This is a genomic window from Streptomyces cyslabdanicus (assembly GCF_052663305.1).
On sequence record NZ_JBQRUW010000056.1, the window covers coordinates 38,871 to 58,618 of the forward strand.

General features: G+C 73.0%; 16 protein-coding genes and 2 pseudogenes. 7 read left to right on the top strand and 11 right to left on the bottom strand.

The genetic code is table 11. The features are described from left to right. Positions 1-7 precede the first annotated feature (7 nt). The 3 genes and pseudogenes from ACTYVM_RS30550 to ACTYVM_RS30560 form a co-directional block, all read right to left on the bottom strand. Positions 8-2,245, bottom strand: a complete 2,238-nt coding sequence (locus ACTYVM_RS30550; RefSeq protein WP_445529107.1) for a Pls/PosA family non-ribosomal peptide synthetase — start codon at positions 2,243-2,245, stop codon at positions 8-10. Next, positions 2,234-4,060, bottom strand: a pseudogene (locus ACTYVM_RS30555) (non-ribosomal peptide synthetase); the annotation flags it as partial. The gene ACTYVM_RS30550 and the pseudogene ACTYVM_RS30555, both read right to left, overlap by 12 nt. A 164-nt stretch (positions 4,061-4,224) precedes the next feature. Further along, the gene (locus ACTYVM_RS30560) at positions 4,225-4,809 is read right to left on the bottom strand and encodes a HutD/Ves family protein (protein WP_445529074.1); all 585 of its coding nucleotides are present in this window, start codon (positions 4,807-4,809) and stop codon (positions 4,225-4,227) included. Positions 4,810-5,031: 222 nt separating this feature from the next. Between ACTYVM_RS30560 and ACTYVM_RS30565 the strand changes: the two genes are divergently transcribed. Then, positions 5,032-7,380, top strand: a complete 2,349-nt coding sequence (locus ACTYVM_RS30565; RefSeq protein ID WP_445529075.1) for an SCO7613 C-terminal domain-containing membrane protein — start codon at positions 5,032-5,034, stop codon at positions 7,378-7,380. A gap of 51 nt (positions 7,381-7,431) precedes the next feature. Here ACTYVM_RS30565 and ACTYVM_RS30570 read toward each other — a convergent pair whose 3' ends face one another. The 5 genes from ACTYVM_RS30570 to ACTYVM_RS30590 all read right to left on the bottom strand — a co-directional run bounded on the left by ACTYVM_RS30570 (position 7,432) and on the right by ACTYVM_RS30590 (position 12,212). Then, positions 7,432-7,914 (bottom strand): amidohydrolase family protein, encoded by a 483-nt coding sequence (locus ACTYVM_RS30570; RefSeq protein ID WP_445529076.1) that lies wholly within the window; start codon positions 7,912-7,914, stop codon positions 7,432-7,434. A 150-nt stretch (positions 7,915-8,064) separates the two neighbouring features. Beyond that, complete coding sequence (locus tag ACTYVM_RS30575) at positions 8,065-8,580, bottom strand: GNAT family N-acetyltransferase (protein ID WP_445529077.1); 516 nt, start codon at positions 8,578-8,580, stop codon at positions 8,065-8,067. 185 nt (positions 8,581-8,765) lie between these two features. Beyond that, entirely contained in the window at positions 8,766-9,716 is a 951-nt protein-coding gene (locus ACTYVM_RS30580) for a polysaccharide deacetylase family protein (RefSeq protein ID WP_445529078.1), read from the bottom strand. Positions 9,717-9,744: 28 nt separating this feature from the next. Beyond that, positions 9,745-10,974 (bottom strand): maleate cis-trans isomerase family protein, encoded by a 1,230-nt coding sequence (locus ACTYVM_RS30585; protein WP_445529079.1) that lies wholly within the window; start codon positions 10,972-10,974, stop codon positions 9,745-9,747. Then, positions 10,971-12,212, bottom strand: a complete 1,242-nt coding sequence (locus ACTYVM_RS30590; RefSeq protein ID WP_445529080.1) for an MFS transporter — start codon at positions 12,210-12,212, stop codon at positions 10,971-10,973. Before ACTYVM_RS30590 ends, ACTYVM_RS30585 begins: the two co-directional genes overlap by 4 nt. Before the next feature lie 332 nt (positions 12,213-12,544). Here ACTYVM_RS30590 and ACTYVM_RS30595 point away from each other — a divergent pair, with 332 nt between their 5' ends. Next, positions 12,545-13,273, top strand: coding sequence for a GntR family transcriptional regulator (locus tag ACTYVM_RS30595; protein ID WP_445529081.1), 729 nt, complete (start codon positions 12,545-12,547; stop codon positions 13,271-13,273). A gap of 22 nt (positions 13,274-13,295) precedes the next feature. Here ACTYVM_RS30595 and ACTYVM_RS30600 read toward each other — a convergent pair whose 3' ends face one another. Beyond that, positions 13,296-14,009 carry an SDR family oxidoreductase gene (locus ACTYVM_RS30600; RefSeq protein WP_445529082.1) on the bottom strand — a complete coding sequence of 238 codons (714 nt, stop codon included), beginning with the start codon at positions 14,007-14,009 and terminating at the stop codon, positions 13,296-13,298. On the opposite strand from ACTYVM_RS30600, the pseudogene ACTYVM_RS30605 reads away from it, so the two are divergent. From ACTYVM_RS30605 to ACTYVM_RS30615, 3 genes and pseudogenes are all read left to right on the top strand, one after another. After that, positions 14,000-14,161: pseudogene (locus ACTYVM_RS30605) on the top strand (helix-turn-helix domain-containing protein); the annotation flags it as partial. The gene ACTYVM_RS30600 and the pseudogene ACTYVM_RS30605 overlap by 10 nt on opposite strands. Positions 14,162-14,303: 142 nt before the next feature. Further along, entirely contained in the window at positions 14,304-15,482 is a 1,179-nt protein-coding gene (locus ACTYVM_RS30610) for a GDSL-type esterase/lipase family protein (RefSeq protein ID WP_445529083.1), read from the top strand. A 43-nt stretch (positions 15,483-15,525) separates the two neighbouring features. Then, the gene (locus ACTYVM_RS30615; protein ID WP_445529084.1) at positions 15,526-16,296 is read left to right on the top strand and encodes a class I SAM-dependent methyltransferase; all 771 of its coding nucleotides are present in this window, start codon (positions 15,526-15,528) and stop codon (positions 16,294-16,296) included. A gap of 56 nt (positions 16,297-16,352) precedes the next feature. On the opposite strand, the gene ACTYVM_RS30620 is transcribed toward ACTYVM_RS30615, so the two are convergent. Together ACTYVM_RS30620 and ACTYVM_RS30625 are read right to left on the bottom strand one after the other, a co-directional pair. Continuing rightward, positions 16,353-16,886, bottom strand: coding sequence for a hypothetical protein (locus ACTYVM_RS30620; RefSeq protein ID WP_445529085.1), 534 nt, complete (start codon positions 16,884-16,886; stop codon positions 16,353-16,355). A 49-nt stretch (positions 16,887-16,935) separates the two neighbouring features. Continuing rightward, entirely contained in the window at positions 16,936-17,697 is a 762-nt protein-coding gene (locus tag ACTYVM_RS30625; RefSeq protein WP_445529086.1) for a sulfite exporter TauE/SafE family protein, read from the bottom strand. Between the two features lie 83 nt (positions 17,698-17,780). On the opposite strand from ACTYVM_RS30625, the gene ACTYVM_RS30630 reads away from it, so the two are divergent. Beyond that, complete coding sequence (locus tag ACTYVM_RS30630) at positions 17,781-18,698, top strand: LysR family transcriptional regulator (RefSeq protein ID WP_445529087.1); 918 nt, start codon at positions 17,781-17,783, stop codon at positions 18,696-18,698. A gap of 222 nt (positions 18,699-18,920) precedes the next feature. After that, positions 18,921-19,640, top strand: a complete 720-nt coding sequence (locus ACTYVM_RS30635; protein WP_445529088.1) for an SDR family oxidoreductase — start codon at positions 18,921-18,923, stop codon at positions 19,638-19,640. The last annotated feature ends 108 nt before the right edge of the window (positions 19,641-19,748 follow it).

Sequence of the window (19,748 nt, forward strand, 5' to 3'; positions counted from 1 at the left end):
GGCGGCCTCACGGTGGGTACGTCGCCGGCTCGGCGGGGGCCGTCGCTCCGCCGTCTCCTTCGTCTCCTTCGGCGGGGAGTCCGTGCCAGCTCGTTCCCGGCGTCAGACGCTCGCCCTTCATCACCAGGGACAGCGCCCCGAGCCGGACACCGGCGCCCACCTGCGTGTCGTAGAGCACGACGGTCCGGGTACCGACGCTCGCGGCGGGTCCGACGGTCACCGTCGACATCTTCATCACACGATCCTCGAACAAGTGGGTCTGCAGGGACACGTGCATGCCGATCGAGGCGTCGTCGCCCACCTCGACGAGGTCGAACTCGGTGAGGTACGTGGTGCCGATCCAGGTGCGCCGTCCGATGCGGGCACCGAGGCCGCGTAGCACCGGCGGCAGGAAGGGCGTTCCCACCAGGGCGCCCACGCCCGCGGGTACCGCGGCCGCCTCGAAGAGGCCGGTGACGAATTCCGTGCGGCGCACGAACAGGCTCCACAGGGGCTCCACCCGGGGCCGGTACCGTCCGGCGACGGCCCACTTGGCCAGCACGCAGCACCCGATGACGGCCAGCACCGCGCAGGCGCCGAACAGCGGCGACACGAGCAGCGGCACCCACGGCCCGGCGCGGCGGGCGGTGTCCGACAGGGCGAGCAGGTACAGGAACGCCGCGGCCGTGAGCACCGACATGGGCAGGGTGGTGCGGAAGAACTCGATGGCCAGGCGGCCGAGCACGGCCCCGCGGGTGGGCCGGAACGTCTTCTCCTCCGGATAGGACCCGCTGTCCTGGCGCACCGGCAGCCGCAGGGCCGGTGAGCCCAGCCAGGTGCTGCCGGCGGGCACGCGCGCCGGGGGCGGCACCGTGCCCACACCGACGAGCGAGCCCGGGCCGAGCCGCGTGCCGGCCGGGACCAGCGCCGCGTTGCCCACGAAGGCGCGTTCGCCGATGTCGGTGGGCTCGACGGCCATCCGCCCGGCCGCGAACGCGGCGACGCCGACGCCGGCCATGTCGGCGACGAAGCTGCCGTCGCCGAGGGTGAGCAGGTCGGGGTCGAGGTGCGCCGCGGTGGAGACCTCGGCGCGCCGGCCGACGCGGGCGCCGAGCAGCCGCAGCCAGGGGACGGTGTAGAGCGTGGCGTAGAGGGAGTTGGTGAGGGTGAGGCTCTGCTCCAGCAGCTTGTCGGCGATCCACTTGCGCACGCCCAGCGCCGAGCGCGCGGGATGGATTCCGGTGGGTGTCCTCGGCAGGACCGCCCGCTTCCCGGCGGCGACGACCAGGCACACCGTGACCACGAGGACCGGGCCGGACAGCGCGGCCGCGGCGAGACCGGCGGGCGCGCCGCCGTGCGACCAGGCCCACCAGAGCAGGGCGGCACTCGGCAGGGCCGTGACGACCACGACGGACTCCAGCAGGACCAGACCGAGCACGACGGCGGCCAGGTGCCGGGGCCGCCAGCGGTCCGCCTCGGTCCGGTCGCGCAGCATCGTCTCGACGAGCGGGGCGAGTGCCTCGACCGGGCGGGCCGGCGATCCGGCGCGGCGCGCCCCGGCCGGGACGGCCTCGTCCGGGCCGGCCACGGACTGCTCGCCGAGCGCGGATCCGGGGCCCAGGCGGGCGCCCGGTTCGAGGACCGCGTTGGCACCGACGTACGCCCTCTCGCCGACGGTGATCGGGGCGACGGTGACCCATCCGTCGGCGACCTGCCAGGGGCGCAGCGTGGCGCCGTAGCCGATGGTGGCGTCCCGGTCGACGCGCAGCAGCGTGGGCAGGCCGACGAAGCCGGTGGCGATGGCGGTGCCGGGGCCGACGCGGGCACCGAGGAGCCGCAGGTACGGGCCCATGAGCGGGGATCCGCTGAGCATCCGCAGTGGGCTGATCCCCAGCAGCAGCACGTCCAGCAGCCACAGTCTCAGGTAGGTCGCCCCCCAGAGGGGGTACCGGCCGGGCCGGATGCCCGCCGCCAGGGGCCGCGCGAGGAGGACGGGGACCAGCCAGCGTACGGCGAACCAGCCGGCCAGCACCGCGAGGGCCGGTCCCGTGGCCTCGCCGCCCGTCACCTGCCCGTGGTCCAGCCCGAAGGACGCGGCCACCGGTCCGGTGAGCAGGAGGAGCAGCGCGTAGAAGGCCGCTGCCTGGGCGAGACCGGCCCGCGCGACGCGGGCGCGGCCGTGCCGCAGGGGGGCGGGGCGGGGCGGTCGCCGCACGCCGCGGGAGGCGTCGGCGGTGGCGCGCAGCCGGGCCGCGAAGCCGCTCACGGTCGGGTTCTCGTACAGGTCGCGCAGGGTGGGGCCGGGGCCGCCGCCCGGGTCGCGCAGCAGCGACACCGCTCGGGCGGCGAGCAGCGAGTGGCCGCCGAGGTCGGTGAAGAAGTCGGCATCCGCGGAGAGTTCGCCGGGTGGCATGCCGAGCGTCCGGGCCCATGCGTCGCGCACCCTTTCCTCCAGCGGGTCGCGGACCGGTGCCACGGGGCCGGTGCCGGCGAGCCGGCGGCCGGTGGGTGCGGGCAGTCTCGTGCGGTCCGTCTTGCCGCTGGGCATGACCGGCAGCCGGTCGAGGAAGTCCAGCGTCGCGGGCACCATGTAGGCGGGCAGCGACCGGCGCAGGCGCCGGTTCAGCCGGGCGGTGAGGTCGTCGCCGGGGACCGCGCCGTCCCCGGCGGGCACGACATAGGCGGCGAGCACGCGGTCACCGTCGTGTCCGTCGCGCGGTGACACGGGGGTGGTGGCCGCCTGGGCCACGCCGGGGTCCTCCAGCAGCACGTTGTCGATCTCCTCCAGGGACACCCGGTAGCCGCGGATCTTCACCTCGGCGTCGGCCCGGCCGAGGTACTCGATCTCCCCGTCGTCGGTGATCCTGCCGAGGTCTCCGGTGCGGTACAGGCGGCCCGAGCCGGGCGCCGAGGGGTGCTGGACGAAGCGCTCGGCGGTCAGGTCGGGCCGTCCCGCGTAGCCGCGTGCGAGGCCTGGACCGCCCAGACAGATCTCGCCGACGGCGCCGTGCGGCACGGGGTGCAGCCGCTCGTCCAGGAGGACGGCCGAGCAGGTCGGCAGCGGGCGGCCGATGGTCACCGCACGCCCCGGCCTGAGTTCCTGCCAGGTGGCGGTGACGGTTGCCTCGGTCGGCCCGTAGGTGTTGAGGATCCGCCGTCCCGGCCTGCTCCACCGCTCGACGAGCGGGGCGGGGCACACCTCGCCGCCGACGACGATCTCGCGGAGCCGCGGGAGGTCACGGGAGATCGTCGCCAGCAGCGTCGGGACGCAGTACAGAGCGGTGACCCGGTGCTCCTCGAGGAAGTCGGCGAGGTCGTCGCCCAACTGCCCGGCGCCGCCGGGTCCGGCGACGAGCGTGGCACCGGCCGCCCAGGTGGGCCAGATCTCCTCGATCGAGAAGTCGAACGAGAGGGTCATGCCCTGGTACACGCGATCGTGCGACCGTATGCCGTAGACGGGTGACACGACGCGCAGAAAGTTGCAGATGCTCGACTGCGCGATCTCCACGCCCTTCGGCCTGCCGCTGGACCCCGAGGTGTAGATCACGTACGCCAGCGGATCGTCCGCGTCCGCCACCGTGCAAGGCCGCTCGGGCGGCAGGGCGGCGAGTTCCCCGGCACACGTGTCGACCTCGATGACCGGGCACGTTTGGCGTCGCTGCGCCCAGGCGGCACCGGACGCGAGCGCCGACGTGGTCAGCACGGCGGACGCGCCCGCGTCGCCCAGGATGAAGGCGACCCGGTCGGGCGGCGCGGCCGGGTCGATCGGCACGAACGCCGCGCCCGCCTTGCACACGCCCAGAAGGCACGCGTACATGTCCACGGACCGGGGCAGCAGGAGGGCCACGCGGCTGCCCGGACCGATGCCGGCACGGTGCAGATACCGGGCGACGCGATTGGCCGCCGCGTCGAGATCGGCGTAGGTCACCAGCCGAGGTCCGCATTCGAGGGCCGGGGCCGTCGGAGTGCGGTCGCAGGCGTCGTCGAAGAAGCGGTGCAGCCTGTCACCGGTGCCCCCGGTTCCCGGGGCCGTGGGGCCCCGGCGGGGAGTGACGGGTGGGGCTGCGGTGCGAAAAACCATGGACGCCTCCTCTTCGATGCGCGTTCGATGCGAGATGGACTCGCTTCCTCCGTGCGAAAAGGACCACCGTCCCCGGGACTCCTCCAGCCTCGGTGACGCCCGCTGAGAAGACACTGAGAAGCCACCCGCGCGCGCGGCGACGGCACGGTCGGGGAAGGGCTCGGTCAGGTCCCGGGCGAGCCGGACGTAGTGGTGACGGTGATGACCGCCGCCGCCCCGTCGACACGAAGGGCACCAGCGTCGCGGTCCGAGAACAGGACCGCGTCGAACCGGCCGAGGCCGGCGTCGGACTCCTCGACGGCCACCGTCCCCGCCAAGGCGATCACGAGAACCAGGACCCCGGTCCGCGGGACGACGGAGAACCCCTCACGCGCCACTCGGACGTACGCGGTCGCGCGGGCGCGCCGCGTCATCACGTTGAGAGCGACGACCGGGCCGGAGAGCAGCCGGCAGCCGGTGACCGCGTCGCCGGGAAAGGAAAAGGGCTGATAGCAGTCGGCGACGGTGTGCGGGACACCGTCGACGGTCAGCTCCATCCCGGCCCCGTCCACGACGGTGATGATCCGGTCCACGTCCGCGAAGGAGGAGAACGGGCCACCACGGGCGACGTCGGCGAGACTCACACGCCAGACGAGGTCCTCCAGACCCGCCCCGGAGGCGGCGGCGGCGACCTCCCGGGTCAGGCCGCCGCCGTTCTTCCAGCGCGTCGCCGGCCGGTCGTGCGCCCGCAGCACCTGGCTGCCCGTCATGCCGTCATCTCCTTCACAGCGGACTCGGTGAAGACCCGGTAACCGGTGTCTGTTGCGCAACACAGTCTCGTCGATCCGGCGTGACGAAGGTGGCCGAGCCGACTTTCCGCCCGGCCGCCACGTGAGAGCGGGGACAGCCGCAGCCTGGCGGCCGTTGTCTGAGTACGGGTCTGAGTAGGCGCGCTCATGCCGCGCCGCGTGGGACACGCCACACTCCAGGGCATGACCCACCTACCGCCACCGGCCGAGGAGTTGCGGATCCTCGACGCGGAGTTGTGGCAACTCGACGCCCGCCGGGCCCAGTTGCTGGCCCGCCGGGCCCACCTGATCGGTCTCCTCCAGCAGGCCTTCCCGCCCCCTCCGCCGGTGTCGGCGCAGCCCGAGACCACCGCGCCCCGCGTGCAGAACGTGCTCCTCGTCCTCGGCGGCGTCCTGCTGACCGTCGCCGCGCTCGCGTTCACCCTGGTCAGCTGGGGGCACCTGGGGATCGCCGGGCGGTCTCTGGTGCTCGCCACGGTGACGGTGGCGGCGCTCGGCGCTCCCGTGCCCCTGCTGAGGCGCGGGCTGCGCTCGACGGCGGAGACGCTGGCAGGCCTCGGTCTGGCGCTGACGGTGCTCGACGCGTACGCGGTGCACGAGGTCGCGCTGACGGCCGCCGACGGCACGGGATACGCCGCCGTCGCGGCGGTGTTCCTGGCCGGGCTGTGGTGGGGGTACGGCAAGGCGCTCGGGTCCCTGCGCATACCCTTGCCCGCCGCGCTGGCCGCCGCCCAGTTCCCCCTGCTGCTGTGGGCGGTGGCGGCCGGCGCGGGCCCGTCCGCGATCACGGCCGCCTTGCTGGTGACGGCCGCGTTCGACACGGTCGTCGCGCTCCGGACGTCCGCGAGGTCCCTGCGCGTCGCCGCCGCCGTCGGCGCGTACGGGACGGGCGGCTGGGGCGTGGCGGCGGCCGGCGTGCTCTCCTGGGAGGCCTCCGGACCGGGCGCTGCCGCCCGGGCGGCGGCGCTCCTCGCCCTGGCGGCGGCGCTCGCGCTGTACGCCGCGTGGCGCGCCCCGCGGCAGGGCCTTGCCACCGGCGCCGCGGTGACCGGCGGGCTGCTTCTGGTCGCGGCGCTCGGCGGCGTCCCTCGCGCGTCGTTGCCCGGTGTGTGGACGGTGCCCGTCCATCTGGCCTGCGGGGTCGGGCTGCTGTCGGCCGTGCGCGCCCCGTTCCCGGAACCGGTGCGGCGCGGTGTCGCCCGGGCGTCGGCCTGCGTCCAGGCCCTTGCGGTGGTGTGGGCGCTGCCCCTGGTCCTCGTGGCGCTGCTGGGTCCGGTCGGATGGACGGTACGGGTCTGGTCCGGGGCGCCGTCGGACCTGCGCGCCGCGGTGACGGTCTGGACACCGTGGCCGGCGGACGCGGCGGCCGCGCCGCTGGTGCTCGCGGTCGTCGCGGTGGTGCTGGCCGGGGCGGCCCGCGCCACCTCGGCCTGGCGTGACCCGGCCGCGGCCGGGGTCGTGGTCCTGGTCTGGGCGACCGCGCTCGTCCTCCCGGTCGCACTGCACCTCCCGTACGTGGCCGGGCTGTTCGCTCAGGGTCTGACGGTCGTGGCGGCGCTGGCCATGGCGGCTTTCGCCCGTCGGACGCCGACGTCCCGCACCGCCGTCCTCCTCTCCCTGTTCACCGCGGGCGGCCTCACGCTCCTCTCGCTCGCTTCCGAGGGCGCGACCCTGGTCGTGCTCGCCACGCTGACGGCGCTCTTCGTGGTGGCCGCCGCACACCCGCGTCTGACCGCTGTCTGCGCGAGCGCGTCCCTTGCCGGTGCGGCGGGTCTGGCGTGTGCGGTGGGTGCCGCGGCAGGCCTGTCCGCCGCGCACACGGCGGTGCTGGTCCTGGTCGTTCCGGCCACGGCGGCTCTGCTGGCGGCGCGGGTCCCGCGGACCGCGGTTCCGGTCGAGGCGACGGGCGCCGCCGCGGGGCTCCTGGCCGTCGGGCTGGCCGTCACCGACGCACCCGTGCTGTCCCTGGTGCTGGCCCTGTGCGGGGTGATCGCCGCGGGCACCGCCGTGCGCGGGGACCGCCGTCAGGCCGGGTACGCGGCCGCCGTGTTGTTCGTGCTGGCCACCTGGGTGCGGCTCGGCTCGATGGCGGTGGGCGCCCCGGAGGCGTACACCCTGCCGGTGACCGTCCCGGCGCTGGTCGTGGGCTTCGTCCGGCGCCACTGGGACCCCAAGTCCTCGTCGTGGACGACGTACGGTCCCGGGCTGTCGGTGACGCTCGTGCCGAGCCTGCTCGCGGCGTGGGCCGACGCGGACTGGCCGCGCCCCCTGCTGCTCGGCACGGCGGCCCTCGTCGTCACCCTGCTGGGTGCCCGCCATCGCCTCCAGGCACCGCTCGTCCTCGGCGGGAGCGTGCTCGTGCTGGACGCGCTGCACGAACTCGCCCCCTACCTGGTGCAGTTGGCGGACGCACTCCCCCGCTGGCTGCCTCCCGCGCTCGCCGGGCTGCTCCTGCTCGCGCTGGGCGCGACGTACGAGCAGCGGATCCGGGACGCGCGGCGGGTGCGGGAGGCGCTGGGGCGCATGGGCTGAGGGACGGCCGGGCTTGCTCTTCGGCCTTCCCTCCGCGCTGCGTCGGTCGTGTCACGAGACGGCTGTCCGGAGAGCTTCGGGCGAAAGTGATCCGTCGACGGCGACCACTCTGCCGGCTCGCAGCACTGTCCGCCGCTTCGGTCGGTCCATGATCGCTGACGTCACTGTCTCGCCGGGCAGCAGCAGAAGATCCGCGCGATCGCCTCGCCGCAGCCCCGGGCAGGTGTCCGCGGTGTCGGTCCACGAAGCGGCGGCGGGTCCACCGGTGCCGACGACAGCACGCCCTCCGACGGTCGCGATCGCCAGGCACCGTTCGATCAGGCGGTCGTGGCGGAGTTGCTGTGTGAACGCCAACTGCCACGTCCTGCCCAGCATGTCGCCGTCACCGAAGGGAGACCAGTAGTCCCGCATGCCGTCCTGGCCCAGGCCGAGTCGGATCCCCGACGCGGCCAGTTGGTCCGCGGGCAGGACGCGCTGTCCGCTCGGGGCGATGGTCGTCAGTGCGATGTCGAGGTGTGCGAGCTGTTCGATCACTGCCTGGATTCGAGGGGGCGGAGCGGTCGCCGGCGCGAAGGCCGGCGTCGTTCGCGCCGACAGGTGGTGTGCATGTGGTGGTCTCCCCGCGGTCAGGCACCCGTGCCAGGTCCTCCCACACCCCACGGGCTCTGAGCAGCAACGGATCCATCAGGTGCGAATCTCGAGAACCTGACCCGGCCAGGGTTCCTGGTCGGGCCGCTCGACCTCGAACCCGTCGGTCGGTGTGAAGCCGAGGCGCTGATACTGCTCGACCAACCGGCGGTCGCCACCCGCGTAGCAGTCGACGCGGAGCAGGCCGATGCCCCGGCGGCGGGTCTCGTCAAGGGCGTCCGCGATCAGCGCGGCGCCGATTCCCGAGCCGGTGCGGGCCCGGTCGGTTACCAGGTTGCGGACGTAGAGTTCGCGCTCCTCCACCGGCGGAACACTCGCGGGCGGCTCCTCGGCCAGGACGGCGGCCCCGATCGTGCGGCCATCCTCCTCCGCGATCCGGACCAGGTAGTCGCGGGTGTAGGCCTGGATGCGGTCGACGGCCGCCGGGCGGGCGGACCAGGGCTGGTCGCCCCACTGCCCCGTGCGGCCGTGGGCGGCCAGCCAGACGACCGCGGAGTCGAGCAGGGTGAGGATGTCGGCCGCGTCTTCTGGGCCACCTGTGCGGATCATCATGCGAACGGTTGTACACGACCGGGCACGACCCGTGGCACGTCCTCGGGATCACCTCGATCCGGCTGCGGCTTCGGCGTGCACGCGGCGCCGGTTTCCTGATCGGCGAGCGCCGACGACCACGGTCGGTGGAGGGCCGCACGCCCGCCCTCCACCGACCGGTTCAGGCGGCCGTTCCGCACGCGGGCTCAGCGCATGTCGGCCGGCCGGTCGGGTCCGTCGAAGGGGAAGCGGCGGCGGAAGTCTTCCGCCGCGTCCTCCAGCGTGCAGAAGCCGACCCCGTCGTGGCCGGAGACGTAGTCGATGAAGCGTTCCAGCATGAGCAGCACCTGGGGGCGGCCGCTCACATCGGGGTGCAGCGTGATCGGCAGGACCGCGTAGTCCAGTTCCCGGTAGACCCAGTCGAACTGGTCCTTCCAGTCCTGTTCCAGAACGCGCGGGCTGACGTAGCCGTGGCTGTTGTGGGCGTGCTTGTTGAACATCATCGGCGGCAGGTCGTCGACGTACCAGTTGCCGCAGAACTCGACGAGATCGACCTCGTGGCCGTGGATGAGGGGCTTCATCCAGTCCTTGGCCTCCGCGGTGTAGTCGATCTTGGTCCAGGCGTCACCCACGCGCGCATAGAAGGGGGTGAAGTCGCGGTAGTTCTGCGAATGGTCGTAGGAGAAGCCGTACTTGTGCAGGAGCTCCGCGGTGTACGGCGACATCTCCCACCAGGGAGCGACATAGCCGCGCGGCTTGCGTCCGGTGTACTGCTCGATGAGTTCCACGCACTTGGCGAGGACGTCCTCCTCCTGCCGGGGGGTCATCGCGATCGGGTTCTCGTGCGAGTAGCCGTGGGCACCGATCTCATGGCCCGCCTCCACCACCATCCGGGTCTGCTCGGGGAAGGTCTCGATGGAGTGGCCCGGGATGAACCAGCTGGTGCGTATGCCGTACCGCTCGAACAGCTTCAGCAGCCGCGGGGTGCCGACCTCGCCCGCGAAGACGCCGCGCTGGATGTCGTTCGGGGAGTCCTCGCCGCCATAGGAGCCGAGCCAGCCGGCGACGGCGTCCACGTCGACACCGAGGGCGATCTTGATGTCCTTGGTGGCCGCGGGACCGGTCGTCGTGGCCTGGGTGATGCCTTCCTGCGTCACGGTGCGGTTCGCCTTTCGTGCGAAGAGGTCAGAGTCGGTGGTCGAGGGCGCTGTGGATGCGGGCCGTGGCGGTGGCCAGCGCGGCGGTGTCGGCGTCGGACCAGTCGCGTTCCTCCATGCTGTGCACGGAGAGCCAGCCCGCGAGGGCGCCGTCGCATTCGACGGGGCCGAGCATCTGGGCGTGCACTCCGTAGACGTCGATCAGCGCCTGCGGCGGGTGCGGGACCGCCTCGAAGTGCGGCTGGACGAGAGGAGTCCGGTTGCACTCCAGCCACTCGACGGTGTTCAGCCGCCGCTGGTCGAGGGAGGCGTCACGGCGGATGGACCGCACCCCGTCGCGGTGCGCCTCGCCCGCCGTGAGGTCGACGTGCAGCCCGTGTTCGGGCAGGTCGACGCGGAAGGTGGTGCGGTCGGCGCCGGTCGCGGCGAGCAGATCCGCCAGCACCTCCTGGAAGCGGGCGCGCAGGCTGCCGGTGCGCAGCAGGGTGCCCTGGCCGGGGAGCGCGGGGGCGGCGCCGGCCAGGTCCAGCGACTTCCACAGGGTCACGGTGACACTGTCGAACACCGGGATCCCCAGCTCCTGTTCGAGCCTTTCGGCGCCCCGGGCGCCGTGCACGTTGGTGCACACTACGGCGACCGCGTGGGCGTCACCGCGCGCGGCGTCGCGGAGCTGGCGGGCGACCTCGCCCTCCGGGATGCGGGCGAAGGCCTCGTTGTCGCTGATCCCGAACGGCTCGGCCTCCAGGGCGCACAGGACACCCTCCTCGCCGTACGTCGCCACGATCCGCTCGGCCACATCGCGGGTGTACGGCAGGGCGAGCCCCAGCCGGGTCACGCCGTACGCGGCGCAGGCGTCGAGCAACGCGAGGGTGGAGGTGGTGGCGGGAACGCCGGTGGCCTCAGTGATCGCGGCGCACAGCGCGCGGTCGTGGTCGACGCCGAGCCAGGAGCCGGAGGTGCCGTTCCAGGCGATCACATCGACCTTGGCGTCGGCGAGCCGCCGGGCGGCGGCGAGCATCGGCGCGGTGTCGAACTGCGCGTCGCAATCGCCGTCCAGCGCGATGCGGGTGACGGGCACGCGGGCAAAGTGCGCCGTCACGGCGGCGTCGGCGCCGGTGGTCCCCAGCAACCGGTATGTCACCGGTTCGAGACAGGTGTTGGAGGACGGGGTGAGCATGCCGAGCCGATGGGGCAGCCCGTCGGGCTTCGCGCGCATCGGCACGGTCGTCACCGTGGAGGTCGTCGGGAACGTCGTCATCGGGTCGTCAGCCTCCTGCTGCAGTCGAGGGCGAGGGACGACGCGGTGAAGAGCACACCCGCGCCGACGAAGTACAGAAGGGCCCAGGTGTAGGAGCCCGTGCCGCCGACGATGAAGCCCACGGCGATCGGTGTGACGATGCCGGCGATGTTCCCGGAGAGATTCATGGCGCCGCCGACGATCCCGGCGTTGGCGCGGCCCGCGAGGATGGACGGCAGCGACCAGTACAGGCCCGCCCAGCGCAGGAAGAACAGCACGGTGGAGAGCAGGACGACGGCCGTGAGGGCGTCCGGCACCAGCACCACGCCGAGCAGTCCGGCGACGACGACGGCACCGGCGACTCCCAGCAGGGTGCGCATGACCGTGTTGACCGGGGTGCCCGTGGCCTGCCAGCGGTCGGACAGCCATCCGCCGGCGAGTTCCCCGACGAATCCGGCGCCGAAGATGGCGAGAGTCGACCAGCCGAGCGTCGAGATGTCGAAGCCCTTGGCCTCGGAGAGGTAGAGGGGCCCCCAGGTGAGCAGCCCGTAGAAGACGCCGTTGAAGCCCATCCAGCCCAGGCACATCGCCCAGAAGGAGCGGTGCTTGAGGTACGGCAGCAGTCCGGCGCGACCGCCCTTCTCCCCTTGCGCATCCTCCACCGCGTGGGCCTGTTCGATGTACCTGGCCTCGACTTCGTTGACCTGGGGATGCTCGCGCGGAGTGTTGCGGATGTACCAGGCCGCGTAGAACCCGACGGCGGAGGTCAGCACACCGGCGACGACGAAGCTGGCACGCCAGCTGCCGGTCCAGGTGATCAGGCCGGAGATGATGACGCCGCCGAGCGCCGCGCCGAGCGGGGCACCGCCGTCCAGCAGCACCGCGCCCCTCCCGCGCTCCCGGGCCGGCAGCCACTGGGCGTTGAGCTTGCCGCCGGCCGGCATCACAGGGGCTTCGACGGCGCCGAGCGCGAGTCGCAGCCCGAGCAGGGAGCCCGCACCCGTCGCGCCTGCGGTGAGCGCCTGGACGACGCCCCAGCTGATGCAGGAGCCGGATGCCATGAACCGGGGGCCGAAGCGGTCGATCAGCCAGCCGCTGGGCAGTTGCATCAGCGCGTACGTCCAGAAGAACGCGCTCAGGACGAAGCCGGTGCTCTCCTTGGAGAGGCCGAGATCCTTCGTGATCAGTGGCAGGGCCACCGAGATGGAGCTGCGGTCGATGTAGTTGAGCGCGACGACACCGAGGAGCAGCACGAACATGGTCCAACGCACCCGGCTGGGCCGGGCACCCCCGGGGGAGGCGGAACCGGGTGCGGTCTCGACGTCCGCGTCCCGGGTGCTGGCCGGGGCAGCCCCTGGGGCGGGCTGTCTTGCTGAGGCACTCATGGTGAACCCTCGATTCGGCAGGGGAAAGGAGGTGAAAGGGCACGGTCCAGCGCCGGGGCAGGACGGGGTCCAGGCGGGACCAGGACAACGGGCAACAAGGTCACAGCCAGGCCGTTCGTCGGCTTGGTATACCTAAAATGGAGGTGCGGGATCTCCCCGTCAAGGTTTTGGTATACCTTAATTTCCTCGACCCGCCCGGAGGGCTTGTGAACCCGAAGAAGACCGCAGCGGCCGACGCCGCCCCGACGGCACAGCAGCCCGCCGCCTCGGCCGACGGTTCGATGTGGCTGCGCGACCAGGTCTGCGAGGGCCTGCGCGACCGCATCATCACCGGCCGGCTGAGACCGGGAGACCGCCTCATGGAGCGCGAGGTGGCGGAGGAGTTCGGGGTCTCACGCGTGCCGGTGCGTGAGGCGATCCGCATTCTGCTGTCCGAGGGGTTCCTCCAGGCACTGTCGCCCCGCCGTATCGTCGTGCGCGGCATGACCCGCGAGGACGTCGAGAACCTCTTCGACATGCGCGAGGCACTGGAGGTCCTGGCGGCACGCCGCGCGACCGAGCGTGCGACCGCGGACCAACTTCAGCACCTGGCCAAGCTGTTGCAGGCGGCACGGCAGGCCACCAGGTCCGGCACACCGGAGCGCATCTCGCGCGCCAACGCCGCTTTTCACCACCAGATCATGGAACTCGCCGGCAACGACCTGCTCAGCACCACGCTCGGCTCGCTCGAGGGACGACTGCGCTGGCTCTTCCAGCAGATCGACGACCCCCACCCGTTGTGGGACGACCACCGCGGGCTGTACGAGGCGATCGCGGCCGGAGACGCGGAACGCGCCGCGGACCTCTCCTTGCGGCACATCCAGCACTACCGAGAGGTCGCGTTGAGAGTGCTGTTCGAGGAGCCGCCCCGCGCGGCCCGAGCCTCGCAGGCGTAACCGGCCTCGCTGCCGCAGGCGTTCACCAGGGCAACGGCCCCGTCATGTCGAAGTACCCGCCGCTGGGGCCGTCCGGGCCGACCTGTGCCATGCGGACGATGATCTCGGCGCCCTCCTCGACCGTCTGGATCCCGGTGTTCCCGTTCAGGTCCGTCTTGGTGAAGCCGGGCTCCACCGCGTTGATCCGCATGGCCGGGAACGCCTTCGCGTACTGCACGGTGATCATGTTGACCGCGGTCTTCGACGCCGGGTACGCGACCCCCGGATAGAAGGCTGCGGGGTGGCCCGGGTCGGACAGGTGCGTGAGCGAGGCCAGCCCGCTGCTGACGTTGACCACGACCGGCGACGCGGACCGCCGCAGCAACGGCAGGAACGCGTGGGTGACCCGTACCGTGCCGAAGACGTTCGTCTCGAAGACCTCCCGCATCATGTCGGCGGTGACGTCCGCCGCTCCCGCCACCTCGTTGTTCGGACCGCGCGCCTCGATACCGGCGTTGTTGACCAGCACGTCGAGGCCGCCGTTGGCCTCGATCGTCTTCACCGCGGCCGCAACGGACGCGTCGTCGGTGACGTCGAGTTGCACCGCCCGGGCCCCGGCGCCCAGCCGCTCGGCGGCGCGGCGGCCCCGGGTGGCGTCCCTGCTGCCGACGTAGACGGTGTGGCCCGCGGCGATCAGGCGGCGGGCGGTCTCGTAACCGAGGCCCTTGTTCGCTCCGGTGATCAGTGTTGTCGTCATGCCTCCACGATCCGCCCCGCCCGCCCGCGCAGCCAGGCGTCCCGTCTTCGGCCGGGCTGCGGCGCGAGGAGCCGGCCATGCCGGCCGGGATCTCCGTCGACTACGTCACCCGGCTCGAGCAGGGCCGTGCCACCAACCCCTCGTCCCGGGTGGGCACCGTCCCACGTGCCGACTCTCCCCAAGGCGTGCGGGGAACACAGACAGTTTTTGCCTAAAGGTATTAGGTAGCTGCATAATCGCTATCGGATCGAGGGTTCCCTCGATGCTCCGCCCCTTGAACAACAGGCTGAGACGATGAACACCGAACACGGCTGGATCACCACACCCGTCACCACGGACCTCCTGCGCGGCGCCCTCGACGTGGAGCGCACGGCGCACGGCCTGCTGCCGCACCGGCTGCCCGCCGGGGCGCGTCGGCAGATCCCCGACGACCAACTGGCCATGGCCGAGGCCCAGCCGTCCGGCGTACGGCTGGCCTTCCGCACCCGGGCGACCACCGTCGAGCTGGACACCCTGCCCACCAAGAGGGCCTACCGCGGGCTCCCGACCCCGGCGGACGGCGTGTACGACCTGCTGGTCGACGGCCGTCTCGCGGGCCAGGACACGGTGACCGGCGGCAACGTCCGCGTCCTCGACATGGCCACCCAGTCCGCCGAACTCCTCGAAGGGCCTCCCGGCACCGCCCGGTTCACCGATCTGCCCGCGCGGGACAAGGACGTCGAGATCTGGCTTCCCCATACGGAGATCACCGAGCTGGTCGCCCTGCGCACCGACGCCCCGGTCGAGCCGGCACCGGTCAGCGGGCGCAGGGTGTGGCTGCACCACGGCAGTTCCATCAGCCACGGCTCGAACGCCGCCCACCCGACCGCCATCTGGCCGGCCCTGGCCGCGGCACAGGGTCGAGTGGAGCTGGTCAACCTGGGATTCGGTGGCAGCGCGCTGCTCGACCCGTTCACCGCCCGTGCGATGCGGGACACCCCCGCGGACCTCATCAGCGTGAAGATCGGCATCAACGTCGTCAACACCGACGCGATGCGCCTGCGCGCCTTCGTCCCCGCCGCCCACGGCTTCCTCGACACCATCCGCGAGGGGCATCCGACCACGCCGCTGCTGGTCGTGTCCTCCATCCTGTGCCCGGTCCAGGAGGACACGCCCGGCCCTCTCGCGCCCGACTTCCAGGGCGGGACCCTGCGGTTCAAGGCCACCGGAGATCCGGCCGAACGCGCCGCCGGGCGCCTGACGCTCAACGTCATCCGCCGCGAACTCGCCCGGATCGTCGAGCAGCGGGCGGCCGACGACCCGAACCTGCACCACCTCGACGGCCGCGACCTGTACGGCGAGGCGGACTACGCCGAACTCCCGCTGCCCGACGAGGTCCACCCCGACCCCGCGGGACACCGCCGCATCGCCGACAACTTCGCGCGGCTCGCGTTCGGGCCCGGCGGCCCCTTCACCCGCGAGAGCGGCGGCTGACCACATCGCGGTCGACTCCCCGTCCGGGGGCTGGCCTCGGGCCATGCCCGAGACATCGGTGGCACGCTTCTACGACGAACTGGCCGACGACTACCACCTGATCTACGCGGACTGGGACGCGAGCACGCGGCGGCAGGGCGAGGCCCTCGACGCGCTCATGGGCGAAGGCCGCGCGGCGGTGCTCGACTGCTCCTGCGGCATCGGCACGCAGGCCATCGGCCTGGCACTGCGGGGGCACCGCGTCACAGGGACGGACCTCAGCCCCCGCGCCGTCGCCTGCGCCGCGCGTGAGGCCGCCCACCGGAATCCGACGCTGCCCACGGCCGCCGCCGACATGCGCCATCTGCCGTTCCCCGACGCCCGGTTCGACGCCGTCGTCTGCGCCGACAACGCCCTGCCCCACCTCCTGACCGAGCAGGACGTCCGCACCGCCCTGGCGGACATGCGCCGCGTGCTGCGCCCCGGTGGCCTGCTGCTGATCAGCACGCGCCCCTACGACGACCTGCTGCGCACCCGCCCCGCCTCGGCGCCTCCGCAGGTCCACCGGCCCGCGGACGGCTCCGAACCGACCATCGGCTTCCAGCTCTGGCACTGGCACGAGGACGGCGACCACTACGGCCTGGAGCACTTCCAGCTCCCGCCGGACGGCGGGCGATGGCGGGTCGCGGTCCGGCGGACCGCCTACTGGGCGCTCGGCCGGGACCGGCTGTCCGCCCTCGTGGCCGATGCGGGATTCGTGGACCCCGGGTGGCGGATGCCCCAGCAGACGGGCTTCTTCCAGCCGCTGCTCATGGCGCACGCCGGCACGCGGTGAGGGCCGCGGAACCCGCGCGGCACCCCCTGACACTCCACGGCTCCCTGAGCAGCCGGTCAGGAGCGCTTCCCGGCGTCCCGCACGGGATCGGCGCGGGCCAAGCCGCCGGAGACCGGTGCGGTGCCGAGATCGCCGTCGCCGTCCTGATGGCGCAGTACCCACTCGTCGAGGTCGAGGGCCGTTTCCAGCGGCTCCCTGGCCATGTGGGCCCGCAGGCAGCCCGCTTCGCCGGCTTCGGTGCAAGTGGTTCCCCCGGCCGGGAGCAGGTCCTCCCGGAAGCCGGTCTCGGCCATGGCGAAGCGAGCCCGGGCCGCTTGCGCGGACACCCCCAGGACGTCACCGATCAGTTGCCAGTCAGCGCCGCCCAGGCGCTCGAACACGGCGGCGCTCTCGAAGAACCGCCGCGCGGCCGCGAGCACACGCGCGGCGTCCGCGAGCACGGCCCCCGGCGAACAGGTGGTCCCGTCGCCGTTCAGCTCGTGCGCGCCGACGGGAACCGCGGCCCGCGCGAGGTCGGCCAGGACGCAGGCGTCGTAGGCCGTCACCAGCCTCGCTCGCGCCGCATCCGTGTACGGCGTGGCCTCACCCATGTCGCCTTCACTCCTCTCGGTCAGCCACGCGGAAATTCGCTCATCTCGGTCAGCCACGCAGAAAGTAGAGAACGGTCATGATGACGGCGGTGGTGAGGATGAGGCCGCGGAGCAGCCGGGCGGGCAGACGGCGCGCCACGTGGGCGCCGACGAAGCCGCCGGCCATCGCCCCGGCCAGGGTGGTCGTGAGGACGAGCGGAGCGCTCAGCGCGTCCGAGGCCATGAGGAACAGCACGGTCGCGCCGAGATAGACGGCCGCGAGCTGCACGATCCGCATCGGGTTGCTGTCCGCGGCGTCGAGGCCGAGACCGACGCTCCACAGGGCCAGCATCATGATGCCTACGGCACCGCCGAAGTAACCGCCGTACACGGACAGGCAGAACTGTCCGATCAGGACGGCTCGGCAACTCATACCGGCCGGGCGGCCCCGCACCGCGCGCACCGCCCGGGAGATGTGGCGCCCGAAGGCGAGGACGACCGTGGCCAGGGCGAGCAGCCACGGCGCCGCGGCGTCGAACGACGAGGCCGGCAGCGCCAGCAGCAGACCGGCACCGATGACACCTCCGGTCGCGCTGACCCCTGTCAGCGCCCTGGTCGGCGTCGCCCCGACCGGGGTGAGTTCGCCCCGGTAGACCCACGCACTGGCCACGGCTCCCGGCACGAGGGCCACCCGCGACAACGCGTTCGCGGTCACCGGCGGCAGACCGGACGCGACCAGAGCGGGCAGCGCCACGAAGGTGCCCCCGCCACCCATGGCGTTCAGCACCCCCGCGGCGACACCGGCGAGCAGGACAGGAAACAACTCCGACACCCGCTGAGCATCGCCGCGCGACCGGTGGGTCCACAATGCGTAATCGGCACAGTCAGCCTAAGCCGGAGCCTTAGGCTGGGAGGGTGCGCTATGACCTGGACGACCTGCGGCTCTTTCTCCACATCGTGACGGAGGGGTCGATCACGGCGGGCGCCGAACGGATGCACCTGAGCCTTCCTTCGGCCAGCGCGAGGGTGCGTTCGCTGGAGCACCACGCCGGCGTGGCCCTGCTGATCCGCGGACGACGGGGAGTGCGGCCCACGCCGGCGGGGACGACGCTGGCGCGCCACGCACGCGATGTGCTGGACCAGACCGCGCGGCTCGAAAGCGCCGTCGCCAGCTACACCCGGTCCCCGACCGCCCCGCTGACCCTGCTGGCGGGCGGATCCGCGATGCACCGGCTCGTGCCGCAGGCCCTGGTCTCGTTCCTCCGCGCACACCCGGACGTCGACGTCACGGTGTGCGAGAGCCGGACGCCGCAGACGGTGCGGATGCTCGCCGACGGCGAGGCGGACCTGGGGGTCGTCGTCGACGACGAGGCCCGCGACTGCGGCCTGCGCATGGAGCCCCTCGGGGACGACTCCCTCGTGGTGATCGGCCAGGCCGGAGGAATCATCGCCGGCCGGACCTCGCTGACCTACAGCGAGGTCGCCGAGCACCCGCTCGTCGGGCTCGACGCCGGCTCCTCGCTGCGCCGCTGGATCGAGAAGCACCTCGGGCCGCACGCTCCGGTGGCGCGCTACCGCACCACCGTCGCCGACCTCGGCGTCCTCGTCGCCCTCGCTGTCGCAGGCGTGGGGCTGGCCGTCGTACCCCGCCGCGCCATCGACCCCGGCCAACCTCTCACCGTGTGCGAACTCCAGGATCCCTGGGCCCGCCGCCACCATCTGCTGGCGTGGGGCGTCAAAGGCCGCGGGGCGTCGACGGCCACCGCGGCGCTCGCCGAGCACCTGCGCGGCGCGGCGCTGTCCGAGGGGAGCGTCCCGGACCACGGCCAGTGATCGACGGGGCGTCGGCGGGAGGCGGTCCCGGACCACCTGGTGCAAGCTGCGAGAGGAGGCAGCACATCGCCGGTCGCGGTGGGAGCGGGCGGCGGACGCGATCCGTGAAAGGCGGTGACGGGTGTGAGGGATCCGAATGCCGGACGCGCGGGGGCCGCGGACCGGAGCGAGACTCCGCCAAGCACCGACGCCGAAGCGCCCCTGTCGGGATGCGCGGCTCTGGTGACCGGTGCGTCCAGTGGCATCGGTGCGGCGACCGCCTGGCAGCTGGCCCGGCAGGGCGCGGCCGTGGCGGTCGTCGCCCGGCGTACGGAACGGCTGGAGGAACTGGCCACGAGCATCCGCGACCAGGGCGGCTCGTGCGCCGTTCTCACCGCCGACCTGACGGATCCGGCGCAGGCGCGTCAGGTCGTGGAGGCGGCCGTCGTTCGCCTCGCGCGGTTGGACGTGCTGGTGAACAACGCCGGCTACGTGGCCATGGGTCCCGTCGAGGAGGGTGACCCGGCGGACTGGGAACGGATGGTCGACCTCAACCTCAACGCCGTCCTCGGGACGTCACGGTCGGCGTTGCCGCACCTGCTGCGCGCGGCGGCGGACGGCGCTCGCGGGGTCGCCGATCTGGTGAACGTCAGTTCGGTCGCGGGCAGGGTGGCGCGCAGGAACAACGCCGTGTACTCGGCGACGAAGCACGCGGTGTGCGCGTTCAGCGAGGCCATGCGCCAGGAGGTGACCGGACGGGGCGTCCGGGTGGGGCTGGTCGAACCGGGCCTGACCCTGACGGAGATGGCCACCGGCGGCGGGCGCCTCGCCGCCCGTGACCTGCCGCAGGACGCCTGGCTGCGTGCCGAGGACATCGCCCGCTCCATCACCTTCATGATCACTCAGCCCTCGCACGCCGCGATCAACGAGATCACGGTGCGCCCGACGGCCCAGGAGCACTGATCACCCGGAGCGCGGTTCGATGGCCGGGCAGGCGGTCCTCGACATCCGGCGCGGCCCCGCCCGCGCGGGTGGGGCGCGCAGGTCGGAAGCTGCGGGTCCATTGAGTCG